Raw genomic sequence first — 16,495 nt, 5'->3', positions numbered from 1 at the left:
GCCGATCTTCAGGCCGCCATCGGTTTGCAGGCGTACGCGGCCGCGCAGGTCGTTCATGCGCAGCGTCTGATGGGTTTCGGCCAGGCCCAGTTCCCAGGGCGTGCCGGCGTAGCGCACCGACGTCAGCGGGCTGGCGCCGGTGCCACCGTCGTAGCCGGACACGGTGATCAGGTCGGCGTAGGCCTTGGCAACGCCGGCGGCGATGGTGCCGACGCCGGGGCCGGAGACCAGCTTGACCGAGACCAGTGCCTGCGGATTGACCTGCTTGAGGTCGAAGATCAGCTGCGCCAGATCCTCGATCGAGTAGATGTCGTGATGCGGCGGCGGCGAGATCAGCGCGACGCCGGGCTTGGAATAGCGCAGCTTCGCGATCATCTGGTTGACCTTGTGGCCCGGAAGCTGACCGCCTTCGCCGGGCTTGGCGCCCTGGGCGATCTTGATCTGCAACACCTCGGCATTGACCAGATAATGCGGCGTGACACCGAAGCGGCCGGAGGCGACCTGCTTGATCTTGGACATCCGCTCGGTGCCGTAGCGCGACGGGTCCTCGCCGCCTTCGCCGGAGTTCGACCGGCCGCCCAGGCGGTTCATCGCGATCGCCAGCGCCTCGTGGGCCTCGGGTGACAGCGCACCGAGGCTCATGCCGGCCGAATCGAAACGCCGCACGATGGCCGAGATCGGTTCCACCTCGTCAATGGAGATCGGGGCGCCGACGGGCTTGATCTTGAACAGGTCGCGCAGCACGGCCGGCGGCCGCGCGCTGACCTGGTCGACATACTCCTGATAGTCCGCGAATTCGCCGGATTTCACCGCCTTTTGCAGCGAGAACACGACATCGGGGTTGTAGGCGTGATACTCGCCGCCGTGGATGTACTTGAGCAGGCCGCCCTGCGGCAGCGGCTTGCGGGGATTGCGCGCGAGCCGGTCCAGCGTGATGGTGTCGGCTTCCAGGTCCTCGAAGGCTGTGCCCTGAATGCGGCTGATCGTTCCCGGGAAACAGCGCCGTACGATCTCGTCCGACAGACCGACGATCTCGAACAGCTGCGCGCCGCGGTAGCTGGCGATGGTCGAGATGCCCATCTTGGACATGATCTTGTACAGGCCCTTGCAGATCCCCTTGCGATAGGCGCGGCCCAGGTCGGCGCGTTCGCGATCCCGGATCTCGCCGGTGCGCAACATGTCGAACAGGCACTCGTAGGCCAGGTAGGGATGCACGCAGGACGCGCCGAAGCCGATCAGGCAGGCGAAGTGGTGCGAGTCGCGAGCGGTCGCGGTGTCGACAATGATGTTCGCGTCCGTGCGCAGGCTTTCGCGCACCAGCGCGTGATGCACGGCGCCGGTGGCCATCAGCGCGTGGACGGGCAGTTCGCCGGTCTTGACGCCGCGATCGGTCAGCACCACGACCACCTTGCCGGCACGCACGGCCTCCACGGCCTCACGGGTGATGCGGTCGATCGCCGCCGCCAGGCCCTCGTCCTCGGTCCAGGTCAGCTGGATCTTGACGTGGGCGTAGGCCGGATCGTCCATCGTCAGCAGTTGCTCGTACTTGCCGGTGGACAGCACCGGCACGTCGACCAGCAGACGCTTGGCGCGGTCCGGCGTTTCCTCGAACACGCTGCGCTCGGCGCCCAGGCAGGACTCCAGCGACATGACGATCTGCTCGCGCAGCGGATCGATCGGCGGATTGGTCACCTGCGCGAATTGCTGGCGGAAGTAGTCGTACAACGGACGCTGCTGCTGAGACAGCACCGGGAAGGGCGTGTCGTCCCCCATCGAGCCCACGGCTTCCTGGCCGGCTTCGGCCAGCGGACGCAGAACCTGGTCGCGTTCCTCGAAGGTGACCTGGAACAGTTTCTGGTAGGTCGCCAGTTCGGTGCGATCGAAGAACGACCACGGATCGGTTTCGCTGAGCTTGGACTCAATGCGGCGAACCCCGTCCTTCATCCACTGCTTGTAGGGGTTGCGGCTGGCGAGGTCGCGGTCGATGTCGTCCGGATAGAGCACACGGCCCGTCTGGGTGTCGACGGCCAGCATCTGGCCGGGGCGCAGCCGGCCCTTCTCGACCACGTCCTCCGGGGCGTAGTCGTAGACGCCGATTTCCGAGGCCAGCGTGATCACGCGGTCCTTGGTGATCACGTAGCGCGCCGGACGCAGGCCGTTGCGGTCGGTGGAACAGGCGGCGTAGCGGCCGTCGGTCATGACGATCCCGGCGGGGCCGTCCCAGGGCTCCATGTGCATGGAGTTGTATTCGTAGAACGCACGCAGGTCGGGGTTCATCAGCTCGACGTTCTGCCAGGCCGGCGGGATCATCACCCGCGTCGCGGCGAACAGGTCCATGCCGCCGGCGAGCAGGACTTCCAGCATGTTGTCCAGCGACTGGGAGTCGGAGCCGTCCATCGTGACCAGCGGCATGATCTCCTCGATGTTGTCGAGGTCGCCGCTTTCGAACTTGCGCGCACGGGCGATCGACCAGTTGCGGTTGCCGCGAATGGTATTGATCTCGCCGTTGTGGGCCAGGAAACGGAACGGCTGCGCCAGCGGCCAGCGGGGCAGGGTGTTGGTCGAGAAGCGCTGGTGGAATACGCAGACCGAGGACGCCAGACGCTCGTCCTTGAGGTCGAGGTAGAACTCCGGCAGGTAGGCCGGCATCACCAGGCCCTTGTACAGCAGGATGCGGCAGGACAGCGTGGTGACGTAGAAATCCCGGTCGGTCTCGGCAATGGCCTTCTCGGCGACGCGCCGCGCCCGGAACAGGGCCAGCTCGAATGCGAACGTCTCCATGTCCGCCGGGGCGTTGACGAAGATCTGTTCGATTCGCGGCCGTGTTGCCTTCGCCTGTTCGCCCAGGGCCGATTCGTCGATGGGCACTTCACGCCAGCCGGTGATCTGCAGGCCGCGGGTGTCCAGCGCCTTGGCGAACTGTTCGCGGGCGGCGGCGGCTTTCTCGTCGTCACGGGACAGGAAGACATTGCCGACGGCGTAGTCGTCGGCGAGCGCGATGCCGTTTTCCTTGGCCACGGCCCGAAGGAACGCATCGGGCTTTTTCATCAGCAGGCCGCAGCCATCGCCGGACTTGCCGTCCGCGGCCACCGCGCCGCGATGGGTCAGTCGGGCCAGGGCGCTGATGGCCGTCTGGACCAGCCAGTGGCTCGGCTGATCGTCGATCTGGGCGATGAGGCCGAAACCGCAGTTGTCACGCTCGAATTCAGGGTGGTAAAGCCCTTGCTGTGTCATCGCCATACGCAATGCCTGTCCGTTCCGGGGACACTCAAACGCGCCGCAAGCAGGGGATTGCTGCGGGCGTCATGAGCGCTCGTCGAGTATTTGCCGCAGTGCGGCATGCGGACCAGCCATTATAGAAACGGGCGGATGACCGTCAAACGACAGCCGATTCGGTGCCGATTTGCGGCCGTCATCACCGGCAATTGCCGCAATGGCGCCGGTTTAGCGCAGTCGGCGCGGGTCGAACAGGCGATCGTATTCGTCCAGAGCGTAGCGGTCGGTCATGCCGGCGATGTAGTCGGCGATCAGGCGGGCGCGGATGTCGCGGTCCGGGTCGTCCGATTCCGGCGGAACCCGCTCGGAAAACTTCGGCGGCAGCAGCTTCGGATCGTCCAGAAACGCGTCGAACAGTGCCTTGATGACCCGCCGTGCCTTGCTGGTAATCCTATACACCTGATGGTGGCTGTACAGATTCCTGTACAGGAATCGCTTGAGTTCGATGTTGAGCCGCCGGGCTTCGGGGCTGAATGCGATCAGCGGGTGGTCGGCCTCGCGGACGGCGTCGATGGAGTCCGGCCGCAGGGCGTCCAGCGCGGCCTGGCTGGTCTCGATGACGTCGACCACCAGGAAGTTGATCATGCGCCGGATCACCTCGTGGCGGATCTGCTTGTCGCTGAGGTTCGTGTAAAGCCCCATGACCTCGGCGTAGAAACGTTCGAACAGCGGCACCCCGGCGAGCTGCTCCAGCGTCAGCAGGCCCGCGCGCAGGCCGTCGTCGATATCGTGGTTGTTGTAGGCGATCTCGTCGGAAAGATTCGCCAGCTGCGCTTCCAGGCCCGGGAAGCTGCCGTCCAGAAAGCGCCGTCCCACGTCACCCAGATGTTGCGCCTTGGGCTTGGTGCAGTGCTTCAGAATGCCTTCGCGGGTCTCGAAGGTGAGGTTCAGGCCGGCGAAGGCGGCGTACTTGTTTTCCAGTACGTCGACCACGCGCAGGGACTGGATGTTGTGCTCGAAACCGCCATGGGGCTTCATGCAGGCGTTCAGGGCATCCTGACCCGCATGTCCGAAGGCCGTGTGGCCGAGATCGTGGGCCAGCGAGATCGCCTCGACCAGGTCCTCGTTCAGCGACAGCGAGCGCGCGATGGTGCGGGCGATCTGGGCGACTTCCACCGAATGGGTCAGTCGCGTGCGAAACAGGTCGCCCTCGTGATTGACGAAGACCTGGGTCTTGTATTCCAGGCGCCGGAACGCCGCGCAGTGGATGATGCGGTCGCGGTCGCGCTGGTACTCGGTCCGGTTGCCCGACGACGGTTCGTCGACACGGCGGCCGCGGCTGGTTTCAGGCCGGGCTGCGTAGGGCGCAAGAGCCATCAGGCGGCGGCGTCGAGACTTTCGCGCAGCGTGTCGAGCGGGACATCGGCGCTGATGACGGCGTGTCCCAGCGGGCGCAACAGCACCAGCCTGAGCCGGTTGTTCAGCACCTTCTTGTCGCGCTGCATCAGCGCGATGAACTCGTCCGGTGGAATCGGTGGCGGTGAGGTTGGAAGCGACAACGCGCTCAGCAGCGACCGCAGCCGGGCGACCTCCTCGGCGGACGCCCAGCCCAGCCGGCATGACAGGTCGGCCGCCATGACCATGCCGATGGCGACGGCCTCACCATGCAAAAGGGTGCCGTAACCGCTGGCGGTCTCGATCGCGTGGCCGAAGGTGTGGCCGAGATTCAGCAACGCCCGCTGGCCCTGCTCGCGTTCGTCGGCCGCGACGATCTTCGCCTTGGCCAAGCAGCAGCGGTAGACGACTTCGGTCAGCACATCGGTGTCGCGTGACCGCAGTTCGGCGACTCGTGATTCCAGCCAGTCCAGCAGTTGCAGGTCACCCAGCGCGGCGTACTTGACCACCTCGGCCAGGCCCGCGGCGTATTCACGCGGCGGCAGTGTGGCGAGCAGATCCAGGTCGGCGATCACCTGAACGGGTTGGTGAAACGCGCCAATCAGATTCTTGCCGGCCTGGTGGTTCACGCCGGTTTTGCCGCCGACCGAGGAGTCGACCATCGCCAGCAGGGTGGTCGGGATCTGGATGAAGTCGATGCCGCGGTGATAAACCGAGGCGGCGAATCCGGCGATATCGCCGATCACGCCGCCGCCCAGCGCGATGATCAGGCTGTCGCGATGAAAGCCGCCGTCGGCGAGTTGATCGAGAATCCGGCCGGCGGTGTCCAGCGTCTTGAAGGATTCGCCGTCCGGTAGTTCGCAAACCGCCGCGTCGGGCAGCGCTTCCAGGACGCGTGGCAGATAAAGCGGGGCGATGGTGTCATTGGTGACGATCAGGCAGCGGCGGTTCTGCGCGTCCAGCCCGTTCAGGGCGCCGGCGCCGATGTGAATGGGATAGCTGCGTTCGCCGAGGTCGACGTGGAGCGTCCGGTTCATGGTGTTGGCGGCTTCAAGCCGTTGTCGAGCTGATGGTGGATGTCCTGCGCCACGTTCTTGGCGGCCCGGCCGCGCGTCGGCACGATCAGGTCGGCGACGGCGCGGTACAGCGGGTCACGCACGGCGAACAATCGCTCCAGTGTCGCCTTGGGGTTGCCGCCGTTGAGCAATGGCCGGTTCTGGCTCTTGCGGGTGCGTTGGAGCTGCTGCTCCAGCGTGGCGTACAGGTAGACGACGATTCCGCGCTCGCTCAGGCAGGCGCGGTTGTTCTCGAGTAGTACCGATCCGCCACCGGTGGCGACGACGACATCGTCCCGCTGGGTCAGTTCGTCGATCATCCTGGCCTCGCGCCTGCGGAATCCCTCTTCACCCTCGATTTCGAAGATGTAGGGAATGTCGACGCCGCAACAGGCCTCGATCTCGTGATCGCTGTCGAGGAATTTCAGATGTCGTAACCGCGCCAGACGTCGGCCGATCGTGGTCTTGCCGGCGCCGGGCGGTCCCACGAGGAAGATTCGCCGCGGCTGCGCGGAGTCGGCCGACATCAGGTCGTCGGCGGAGCAACGATCTCGATCCGGCGGGTGCTGCACACCTGACCGTTGTCGGAGCCATCCGCGGCGATGCGGCGCACGCAGGCCCGGACATCAACGGTGCGGATCTCGTCCTCGCCCAGCGGCGGGTTGAAAGTCGGCACGAAGTAACGCGACGTGGCGACACCGTTGGCGTTGGTGGTGCCACCGCCGGGGAAGACCCGTTCGTTGGGGTCGCCGGCGCTGGCCGCGGTGATGATCTCGAACGTCACCTGCGCGCCGTCCACCGGCTGGAACGCGTTGTTGCGAACTTCGAAGGTCAGCGTGGCGGTGCGCTGGTTGCCGGCATCATCCGGCGATGTGAGCACGCGCAAGGGCGCCTGAAGGTCCACGCAGTTGCGGCCATCGCTGGTGGTCGTGCAGATCTCATCCTGGAATTGGACGCCGGTGGTGGCTTCCAGCTGTGGTGTCGGGCTGGACTCGCAGTCGCGGTTGTCCTCGGCGATGACGGTGACGAACCCGGACCGGTCGGAATACAGCGCATGCGGCCGCTCGAACGCGCCATTGACGACGCGGGCGCGCCGCGTTTGCGTGGCGGTCACCGGGTCGTTGTTGATGATCAGGCCGAACGACGTGCCCGAGGCGCCGTTGAAGGTGGTCGACAAATCCACGCAGCCGGTCACGCCGGCGCCGGTTCCGTCGCGCCAGTCGATAGCCAGGTTCACGGCGTTGTTGGCGCCGACCAGCGCGGAATCACCGAAATCCGGTGCGGTGAACGTGAACGTGTCAGCCTGCACCTGCACCTCGATGGTGTCGGTGCAGTCGGCGTCGGTGCCTTCGCAAAGGGCCTGCGCCTCGGCATCGTCACTGGTGGCGATCGCGGCCGTCAGATCGACTGTCTGCGCGGCGTTGCCCGAGGCGGCCGGCCGGAAGCCGAAGCGCACGATGCCGAATTCGTCGGTGACACCCCGCAAGCCGTCATTGTTCGTCTGCACGGTGAACGTGCCGCTGTCGCTGCTGCTCAGATTGATCTTGACATCCGGTAGGGCGGTCACCGTCTCGTTGCCCGCGGCGTCTTCCTGGACCTGTTCCGCGGTTGCGATATAGCCGCTTTGAGTCGTGCCGGCGGGCACCGACGTCGGACCGCGGACCGTCAGGCGCGCATAGGGATCGGGCGGGCCGGGCAGCACGAACAGCGTGTATTCACGTTCCGTGGTTCCGCCCCCCGTGGAACCGAACACGGTCAGCACGTCGGCGGTGCGGGCACTCACCTGGCTGGGCGCCAGGTAGTCGAACACGGCGGTGCCGTCGAGCAGGGTTTCCTGTTCGGTCTGGCGGATCACCGAGTTCGTCAGTGATGTCTCGACGTCGACCACCGCGCCGCGGACCGGCTGGCTGGTGCCGCCACAGCCGCCCGAGGAGGTCACCGTGACGAGGAATTCGGAGGCGAGTTCGCCGGCCGCGACTTCCAGCGATCCGCTGGCAACGCGATTGCCCGTGGAGGGATTGACCGGTCCCTGGACGCGGACGGTCGGGGCTGATTCCGCCGGAACGCGTACGGACAGCTGATCCTCCCCGCGCACGTCATCATCGACGACGGCGGTGCCTTCCAGCGACACGTTGATTTCGGTCCGGACTTCGGTGGGTGCGCGGTAGGTGAACACCATTTCGCCGTCGTCATCGGTGTTTGCGCCGCCGACGCGCTGGCGGCCATCCGGCGCGGTCGCGGTGATGGAGCCGGCCGCTTCGTCACCCACGAAAGGTTCGATCAGTACGAACACGTCGGGGACCGGATCGCCCTCTGTCGTGGTCAACAGGGCGGTGAACGGATCACTGGTTCTTCCCGCGGTGACGCAGGTCGGCCCCTCGAGGGTCAGGACGTACTCGGCATCGGGATCGACGCCACCGCTGTCACCGTCCTGGTTGAGCAACCCCCCGGTCGGGGTGTCGTCCGAACAGGCGGCGAGCCCGAGGATGAACACCGTGGCCAAGCCTCTCCGGAGGCCGGCGAAAATCTTGTTGGTCATGGCGGCCTTATACCACGTTCACCGCCTGATCCGTGGCGAATCCGGGTTGAAAACGGTCGTTTTCAACCCGCTCAATGACTAGTCGATCGCCAGGGATTCGCTCACGATCTTCGGCGTGATGAAGATCAGCAGTTCGCGTTTGGTCGAGACATTCCGCTTGTTCCGGAACAACGCGCCCAGCACGGGGATGTCGCCCAGCAGCGGCACCTTGGTGATCAGTTCGTTGTCGGTTTCCTCGTAGATACCACCGAGGACCACGGTTTCCCCATTCTCGACCAGCACCTGGGTGACGACTTCGCGCGTGTCGATGGACGGGATGGTGCCGCCCAGCACGTTCGCAACCTGCTGGCCAACCGTATCGGAACTGACGGCCAGATCCATCACGACCCGTTCGTCCGGGGTGATCTGCGGCGTCACGGTCAGCGACAGCACCGCCTTCTTGAAGGAGATGGAGGTCGCGCCGCTGGAGGTGGACTCCTGATACGGGATTTCCACGCCCTGCTCGATCGAGGCCTGCTTGGCGTTGGCGGTGATCACGCGGGGCGATGAGATCACGTTGCCGCGTCCTTCGGCCTGGAGGGCCGAGAGTTCGAGGTCCACGAGGTAGTCGGAGCCGAGAATGGCGAGCGCGAAGCTGCCCGCGGCGCCGGAGACCGGCAGGCTGACGTTGAAGCGGTCCTGCAGGTCGCCGAGCTCGATCGGGAAGCCGGGCGTGTCGTCGGTGAAGTCGCTGACACCGACGTCCGTGGCTTCCAGGCTGCCCGAGGAACTGATCAGTCCGTTGTCGCCGTTGGTCGCGACCACCGACGTGCCGAACCGGGTGCCGATCTCGCGGGTGAAGTCGGAGTTCGCGATGACAATCCGGGATTCGATCAGGACCTGCCGGACCGGAATGTCCAGCCGCTCGATCAGGCTGCGGACTTCGCCGAGCTTTTCACGGGTCTCGTTGATCAGCAGCGTATTGGTCCGGGCGTCGACACTCACGCGCCCACGCTCACTCAGCAGCGAGGTGGATTCGGAGGTGAGCAGGCCGGCGATATCCGAGGCCTTGGCGTAGTTGATCTGGACGATTTCGGAGCGCAGTGGTGCCAGCTGCTCCTTCTGGGCCTGGGCCTCCAGTTCCACCCGCTCGCGTTCGGCCAGTTCCTGTACCGGCGCGACCAGGATCACGTTGCCTTCCTCGCGCATGCCCAGACCCTTGGTGCGCAGGATGATGTCCAGCGCCTGGTCGTAGGGCACGTTCTGCAGGCGCAGCGCGATATCGCCGCTGACCGAATCGCTGACCACCATGTTCACGCCGGCGACGTCGGCGATGATCTGCAGCAGCGCGCGGATGTCCACGCTCTGGAACGACAGCGAGATCCGTTCGCCCGTGTACTTGGGCTTGTCGCGTTCACGCTGTTCCAGCTCGGCCAGAGTCAGCGGTTGCAGTTCCAGCGTGAAGACGCTGCCGGACTGATAGGCGACCTGATCGAAGTCCCCGGAAGAGATCGGGGACACGACGATGCGTGAGTGGATGCCATCCTGCATGGCGTCGATGTACTTCACCGGCGTCGCGAAATCGAGCACGTCCAGGCGCCGGGCGAAGCGGTCGGGAAGGGCCGTGTTCTTGAACTCGGCGATGATCTTGCCGCCTTCCTCGCGGACGTCCACCGGCGTCTTGGGATCGGTCAGCGTGACGATGATCCGGCCCTGACCGGTTTCGCCGCGGCGGAAGTCGATGTTGGTGATCTCCGGTTTCGGCGCGGGCGCGGCCGCGCTCGCGGCGCTGCTGCGGGCCGGCGCGGCGTTGGGGCGACCCGCCAGCTCGACGATGATCTGCGAGCCGCGCGAGCTGACCGTGTAGGGCACGAGCTGGTGCATCTCCACGACCACACGCGTGCGGCCGCGGGCCTCGGCGGTCGCCACGCTGGTGATCTGGCCGATGTTCACCTTCTTGTAGCGCTCCGCCATGGCGCTGCGGGTGTCGGGCAGGTCCAGAGACAGCCGGGCCGGCGATTCCACGGTAAAGGTGCGCGGGTCCGGTGCCGGCTCCGACAGGCTGAGGACGATGCGAACCGCATCGCCCGGCATCGCCGTGAAGGACACGTCCTGCAACGCTCGGGTGGGCCCCTGGGCGGAGACATTGGCAACCGCAAGCAGTAACGCGACCCCGGCGCTCAGGCTTGCCGCAAATCGTATGTTGGCAAATCGAGCCATCTTGCCCACTCCCTAGTTTTCGCTGAGCGCTATTGAGGCGGAACGCTGCATAAAGCCTCCGAAGCCGTCCGGGATAATTTCTTCAAGCGTGACCTCGGCTTCGGTAATCCGGGTGATCTTGCCGTAGTTCTGGCCAAGGTAATTCCCGACCGAGACTCTGTGCACGATGCCATCCGGCGCGCGGATCAGCACGTAAGTGGCCCGAGGCGTGCTGAGCGTGCCGACCATGCGCAGGCTGTCCAGCGGGAATTCCTCCAGCGCCTCGCGGTTGCGATTGGCATCCGGACGGATGCTGTTTTCCGGCGAGGGACCGCTGTCCGGCGCATCCTGGGCCTGTGGCGTGAACGGATCGCGTCGTTCGGCGGGCACGTACTCGAACGGTTCGTACTGACGAATCTGCGGAATCGGCTCGACCACCGACGACTTGCGGGCCTTCACCTCGGCAATGTACGCCTCCAGTTCCGACGTGTCGCGGCCGCAGGCGGTGACGCCGAGCAGGCACACCAGCCACAGCAAATGCTTCGTCGCCCGGCTCATTCTTCTTCCTCGTCGCTTTCGTCGAGGTAGCGGAAGGTCTTGGCCAGCGCCTGCATGCGCAGTTCGCCTTCCGGAGCACCACTGTTGTTGCGACGGCCACCACCGGCGGGTCGGATCTCCACCTGATCGATGGTGACGATACGCGGCAGGGCGGCCACGCCGGAGACGAAGGCGCCCATCTCGTGGTAGGTGCCGACCACCGTGATCTTGTTGGGCAGTTCCGCGTAGAACTCCTTGGTGACCGGTCCCTGAGGCTGGAACAGCTCTTCCTCCAGACCGCTGGCGACGCGGGTCTGGGAAATGTCGTTGAGCAGGTTCGCGACCTCGGTCCGGTTCGGCAGCTGGCGCAGCATCGCGCCGAAGGAGCGGCGCATCTCCTCGAGCTGGGCCTTGTAGGCGTCGAGGTTGGCGATCTTCTTCTGCTTGTTCTCGAAGGTCTTGCGCAGCTGGGTTTCCTCGGCCTCGACCTTGTCCAGCTGCTCGAATTTGGGTTTGACCAGATACCAGCTGCCGGCGCCGATGATGATGGCCATGATCAGGATGACCGCGCCGATGCGGGCGTAACCAGGCCAGGCGCCGGGGTTGTTCGGGTCCAGGCCCTGGAGTTCGTCGAAGATTTCGCGTGCGTTCACGAATCGTCCTCGCTCGCGTTGTCGCCCGAGGGACGGACATTCTTCACCTGCAGCGTGAACTGGCTGGACCGTCCGGTGCCGCCGCGTTCACTGCTGGTCTTGATGACCACCAGACGCGGATTCGAGAACCACTCCGAGGCGTCCAGGTTCTTCATGTAGGTGGAGACGCGCCCGTTGGATTCGGCCACGCCCTCGATGGTGGTCGCCTGTCCCTGCTGGCGAATCAGGGTGAGGAAAACGCCGTCCGGCAGCGTGTTCACGATCTCGTCGAAGAAATGCACGGTCTGCGAGCGGCTGGCCTGCAACTCCTCGATGATGCGCATGCGCGCCAGCAGGTTGGCCTTGACGCGCTCGAGCTCCTCGATCTCCTTGATCTTGCGATCGATCGCCTTGATCTCGGACTTGAGCATGTTGTTGCGCTTGTTCTGGTGCTCGATGGCACCGTTCATGAACCACATGCCCCCGTAAACCAGCAGCGCCGCGACCAGAGCGCCGCCGATCGCGGTCTGGGCGAACTGCTTCTTCAGCCGATCGCGGCGTTCCTCGCGCCAGTCGAGTAGGTTGATCCGCTTCATGGCGTATCGAATGCGCGCAGGGCCAGGCCGCAGGCCAGCAGCATGCTGGTGGCGTCACGCTCGACGAGCTGCGGCTTGGCACGTGACATAACGGTCATGTCGGCGAACGGCTGGGCGATGGCCGTGGGGATGTCCAGGCGCTCGCTGATCGTCGTGTCCACGCCGGGGATGCCCGCGCAGCCACCGGCCAGCAGAATCTGGTCGATGCGTTGCGCTTCACCGGAGGACGCGAAGTAGAACTGCAGTCCGCGATCGATCTGCTGCGCCATGTCCTCGACAAAGGGGGCGAGCACCGAATCGTGATAATCCTCCGGCAGGTTCCCGAAGCGCTTGGCCTTGCCGGCTTCCTCCCAGGACATGCCGTAATGCCGCATGATGTCCTCGGTGAGCTGGCGCCCTCCGAACTGCTGGTCGCGGGTGTGCACGACCTCGCCGTCCTGAAGAATGATCGTGGACGTGCCGCTGGAGCCGACATCCACCACCGCGACGGTGCGGCCGCGGCCCTGATCGGGCATCTGCGGCTTCAGCACTTCGCAGGCGTTCTCGAGCACGAAGGCCTCGATGTCGACGATGGCCGGTTTCAGGCCGCCGAGTTCGAGCACGCTGATGCGTGATTCCACCGTGTCCTTGCGGCAGGCCGCGAGCAGCACGTCCACCGTCTCGTCGGTGTTTTCGGTGGGGCCGAGAATCTGGAAGTCGAGATTCACGTCGTCGATCGAGTACGGGATGTACTGATCGGCCTCGACCTTGATCTGTTCCTCCATGTCCGCCTCGCTCAGCGACGCCGGCATGGTGATCGTCTTGGTGATGACGGAGGAGCCCGCGACCGCGACCGCGGCACGCTTGGTCTTGGTGCCCGCGCGCTGGACGGCCTTGGCGATGGCTTCACCGACCGATTCCGGCTCATTGATCTGCTTGTCGACCACGGCCGCCGGTGGCAGACCCTCGATGGCGAACGCGCAGACCTCGTAACGGGAGCCGGCCCGACGCAGTTCCAGCAGCTTGATCGCGCTCGAACTGATGTCGATGCCCAACAGGGGTTCCGGCCCGCGGCCCAAGAGCTTGTCTAGCATCCCCATGTATAATGTGCGCTTGAGCACACCCCCCTTTGAGTAGGCTTCCCACCTCACCGCCTGCGATGGGCAGACAGCCCCGCTAACTATAGCCCAGTGTGACTCGGAATCAACAAGAAGATACGAGCACAAATCCTTGATCCAACGCCCAAACCTGCGTGCCATGTCTCAAGTTGACGGTCATCGAAATCGACGCCCGGGTCGAATCATCCTGATTTGTGCGGCCATCGTCGTCGGCCTGGGGCTGATGGGCGTCATTGGCGCGATCGGCGGTTTCTTCGCCCTCGGTGCCTATTTCAAGCCCGACCTGCCGCGGGTGACTGGTCTGGATGATCTGGAATTGCAGGTTCCGCTTCGCATCTACACCTCCGACGGCGTGTTGATGCGCGAGTATGGCGCCGAGCGCCGCGCGCCCCTGTCTTTCGACCAGTTGCCGCAATCCTTGATCGATGCCGTGCTGGCGGCCGAGGACGATCGCTTTTTCGAACATCCCGGCGTCGACTGGCAGGGGCTTGTTCGCGCGGCCTGGGTGCTGGCGACAACGGGAGAAAAGTCCCAGGGCGGTAGCACCATCACCATGCAGCTGGCGCGAAATTTCTTCCTGACATCGGATCGGACCTATGAGCGCAAACTGCGGGAAATCTATCTTGCGCTGGAGATCGAGAAGCAGCTCACCAAGGAGGAGATTCTTGAGCGTTATCTGAACAAGATCTTTCTCGGCAACCGGGCCTACGGGGTCGGTGCCGCGTCGGAGGTCTACTACGGCAAGCCGGCCGAGGAGCTGACGCTGGCTCAGGCGGCGATGCTCGCGGGTCTGCCCAAGGCGCCGTCCGCCTACAACCCGATCGCCAATCCCGAACGCGCCCTGATCCGCCGCAACTACGTGCTGCGGCGCATGCATGAACTGGAGATGATCAATCAGGCGCAGTTCGACGCGGCGGTAACCTCGCCGGTGACCGCGGAACTGACGCGGGGGCTGGGTGAGATCGAGGCCGACTACATGGCCGAGCTGCTGCGCGCCGAGATGGTCGACCGCTACGGCGAGGACGCCTACACCGGGGGCTACCACGTTCGCAGCACCATCGATGCGAGCCTGCAACGGGCGGCGGACGAGGCGTTGAAGACAGCGCTGCTGGCCTACGACCAGCGTCACGGTTACCGCGGGCCGGAGGCGACGTCGGTCTTCGGCGCGGACACCGACTGGTCGGATGCCGATGTCGATCTCGCATGGCGTCAGCAGCTCCGCGATCTGCCGCTGATTCGTGGTCTGCCCGCTGCGATGGTGGTGGGGCGCGAGGACGGCGGGCTGGTCGTGCGGACGCTGAACCTGGGCGAACAGGTCATCACCCCCGAGGGTCTGGCCTGGGCGGAACTGGATGAGCAGACGACGCCTACGCCCGGTCACGTCGTGCGCATGGAGTCGGTGGAGACCGACGACGGCGCGAAGATCTGGCGGCTGGCCCAGATCCCCGAGGTGCAAGGCGCGTTCATCGCGCTGGATCCGGTGACCGGGGAGGTCAAGGCCATGGTCGGCGGGTTCGACTATTTCCTCGGCAAGTTCAATCGCGCGGTCCAGGCGCAGCGTCAGCCCGGCTCGGCGTTCAAGCCGCTGCTGTATTCGGCGGCGCTGGCCAACGGCTTCACCCCGGCCTCGGTGATCAACGATGCGCCGGTGGTATTCGACGATCCCGCGCTGGAAGACACCTGGCGGCCGGAGAACTACACCGGGCGGTTCTACGGGCCGACACGCATGCGCGAGGCCCTGGTCAATTCGCGCAACCTCGTGTCCATCCGCCTGCTGCGTCAGGTCGGCATCGACCGGGCCAGGGACCACATCAGCCGCTTCGGCATTCCACAGGATCGACTGCCGCGCAACCTGTCGCTTGCGCTGGGCAGTGGCGTGCTGTCACCGCTGGAACTGGCCCGCGCCTATGCGGTGTTCGCCAATGGGGGATTCCTGATCGATCCATTCTGGCTGGACGCCATCGAGTCTGCGACGGGCGAGCCGATCGCCATGCCGGAGCGGACGATCGGCTGCCTGCGTTGTCCCGGGCTGGACCAGGCCAGCCCCGCCGTTCCGATCAATGCGCAACCGCAGGTGGCGGATGACGACGGCGTCGATCCGACCACCGGGCCGGGGGTCGACACGCCGGTCGTGAAGCCGGCGCCCCGGGTCATCGACGCGGAGAACGCGTGGCTGATGACCAGCATGATGCAGGATGTTGTCGCGCGCGGAACGGCCCGTCGCGCCCGCACGCTGGGGCGCTCGGATCTGGCGGGCAAAACCGGTACGACCAACGACGAGAACGATGCCTGGTTCGCGGGTTTCAACGGCCAGCTGGTGGCCGTGGCCTGGATCGGCTTCGATCAGATGCGCCCGCTCGGACGAGGGGAGGCCGGCGGTCGCGCGGCGCTGCCGATGTGGATCGACTTCATGCGCAGCGCGCTCGACGGCATGCCCGAGTCCACCATGGAGCGCCCGGCCGGTCTGGTGACCGTGCGCATCGACCCGGTCAGTGGTGAGCTGGCGACCTACGGCACGGACGACGCCGTGTTCGAGACCTTCCCGGCCGACCTCGTGCCCAAGGCGCCCGAGCACTACTCGGACTGGAATCGCAACGGCCAGGAATCCAAGAGCGTCGAAGACCTGTTCTGATGACATCCTCCTCCGACCGCGGGCGCGCGGCGCTCGCGAATGAAGCCGCTCGCATCATTTGCGAAACCGGGCTGAAGGACTATCGGCTGGCCAAATCCAAGGCCGCGGAGCATCTGCCCGCTGATGCAATGTCGGGCATGCCCCGCAACAGCGAGGTACGCGACGCGGTGCTCGCGTATCAGCAGGTGTTCGGTGGCGAGGCGTTCGAGCGGGCGCTGGCCGACCTGCGCCGCAAGGCCATTCGCGTGATGCGCTGGCTGGCGGAGTTTCGACCGCGGCTGGTCGGCGGCGTCTACTCGGGCGCCATTGGTCTGGAGCCGCGGGAGTACGACATCCAGCTGCACGTGTTCGCCGATGCGGTTGAGGAACTGGACATCCAGTTCCTCAATCAGGGCATTCCCTTCGATACCGGCGCGGTTCGCCTGCAGGTGCGTCGTGGCGTGTTCGAGGAGCGGCCGGTCTGCGAGTTCGAGTTCGAAGGCACCCGTGTCACCGCGACGGTCTTTCCGGAGCGCGGCGGGCGCCAGCCACCGATCTCGTCAGTGGACGATCAGCCCATCCGCCGGGCGTCGATCAAGGACATCGAGGCGTTGCTGGCGGACGGATCGCCCGCCTGAC

Annotated in this window: 12 protein-coding genes; 2 read left to right on the top strand and 10 right to left on the bottom strand. The window is 65.5% G+C overall.

What is annotated here, in order from left to right; genetic code table 11:
- The 10 genes from gltB to ABNS06_RS04965 form a co-directional block, all read right to left on the bottom strand.
- Positions 1 to 3,240 (bottom strand): glutamate synthase large subunit (gene gltB, locus ABNS06_RS05010; RefSeq protein ID WP_348672960.1); only part of this gene is annotated, 3,240 nt, incomplete at its 3' end.
- Positions 3,241 to 3,444: 204 nt separating this feature from the next.
- Positions 3,445 to 4,593: a deoxyguanosinetriphosphate triphosphohydrolase gene (locus ABNS06_RS05005; RefSeq protein ID WP_348672958.1), complete on the bottom strand. Its 1,149-nt coding sequence runs from the start codon at positions 4,591 to 4,593 to the stop codon at positions 3,445 to 3,447.
- Positions 4,593 to 5,648, bottom strand: a complete 1,056-nt coding sequence (aroB, locus tag ABNS06_RS05000; RefSeq protein ID WP_348672957.1) for a 3-dehydroquinate synthase — start codon at positions 5,646 to 5,648, stop codon at positions 4,593 to 4,595. The genes ABNS06_RS05005 and aroB overlap by 1 nt, the downstream gene beginning before the upstream one ends.
- Entirely contained in the window at positions 5,645 to 6,193 is a 549-nt protein-coding gene (gene aroK, locus ABNS06_RS04995) for a shikimate kinase AroK (RefSeq protein WP_348672956.1), read from the bottom strand. Before aroK ends, aroB begins: the two co-directional genes overlap by 4 nt.
- Entirely contained in the window at positions 6,193 to 8,205 is a 2,013-nt protein-coding gene (locus ABNS06_RS04990) for a hypothetical protein (protein ID WP_348672954.1), read from the bottom strand. Before ABNS06_RS04990 ends, aroK begins: the two co-directional genes overlap by 1 nt.
- A gap of 78 nt (positions 8,206 to 8,283) precedes the next feature.
- Positions 8,284 to 10,404: a type IV pilus secretin PilQ gene (pilQ, locus tag ABNS06_RS04985; RefSeq protein WP_348672953.1), complete on the bottom strand. Its 2,121-nt coding sequence runs from the start codon at positions 10,402 to 10,404 to the stop codon at positions 8,284 to 8,286.
- A 12-nt stretch (positions 10,405 to 10,416) separates the two neighbouring features.
- Positions 10,417 to 10,941 (bottom strand): pilus assembly protein PilP, encoded by a 525-nt coding sequence (locus tag ABNS06_RS04980; protein WP_348672951.1) that lies wholly within the window; start codon positions 10,939 to 10,941, stop codon positions 10,417 to 10,419.
- Positions 10,938 to 11,573 (bottom strand): type 4a pilus biogenesis protein PilO, encoded by a 636-nt coding sequence (gene pilO / locus ABNS06_RS04975; RefSeq protein ID WP_348672949.1) that lies wholly within the window; start codon positions 11,571 to 11,573, stop codon positions 10,938 to 10,940. Before pilO ends, ABNS06_RS04980 begins: the two co-directional genes overlap by 4 nt.
- Positions 11,570 to 12,148: a PilN domain-containing protein gene (locus ABNS06_RS04970; RefSeq protein ID WP_348672947.1), complete on the bottom strand. Its 579-nt coding sequence runs from the start codon at positions 12,146 to 12,148 to the stop codon at positions 11,570 to 11,572. Before ABNS06_RS04970 ends, pilO begins: the two co-directional genes overlap by 4 nt.
- Entirely contained in the window at positions 12,145 to 13,182 is a 1,038-nt protein-coding gene (locus ABNS06_RS04965) for a pilus assembly protein PilM (protein ID WP_348672946.1), read from the bottom strand. Before ABNS06_RS04965 ends, ABNS06_RS04970 begins: the two co-directional genes overlap by 4 nt.
- Before the next feature lie 202 nt (positions 13,183 to 13,384).
- Between ABNS06_RS04965 and ABNS06_RS04960 the strand changes: the two genes are divergently transcribed.
- Together ABNS06_RS04960 and ABNS06_RS04955 are read left to right on the top strand one after the other, a co-directional pair.
- Complete coding sequence (locus tag ABNS06_RS04960) at positions 13,385 to 15,877, top strand: penicillin-binding protein 1A (protein ID WP_348672945.1); 2,493 nt, start codon at positions 13,385 to 13,387, stop codon at positions 15,875 to 15,877.
- Positions 15,877 to 16,494, top strand: coding sequence for a hypothetical protein (locus ABNS06_RS04955; RefSeq protein WP_348672944.1), 618 nt, complete (start codon positions 15,877 to 15,879; stop codon positions 16,492 to 16,494). The genes ABNS06_RS04960 and ABNS06_RS04955 overlap by 1 nt, the downstream gene beginning before the upstream one ends.
- The last annotated feature ends 1 nt before the right edge of the window (position 16,495 follow it).

This window comes from uncultured Abyssibacter sp., assembly GCF_964000955.1.
Taxonomy (GTDB): Bacteria; Pseudomonadota; Gammaproteobacteria; order Nevskiales; family OUC007; genus Abyssibacter.
This window is presented reverse-complemented; position numbering and strand designations above follow the sequence as displayed.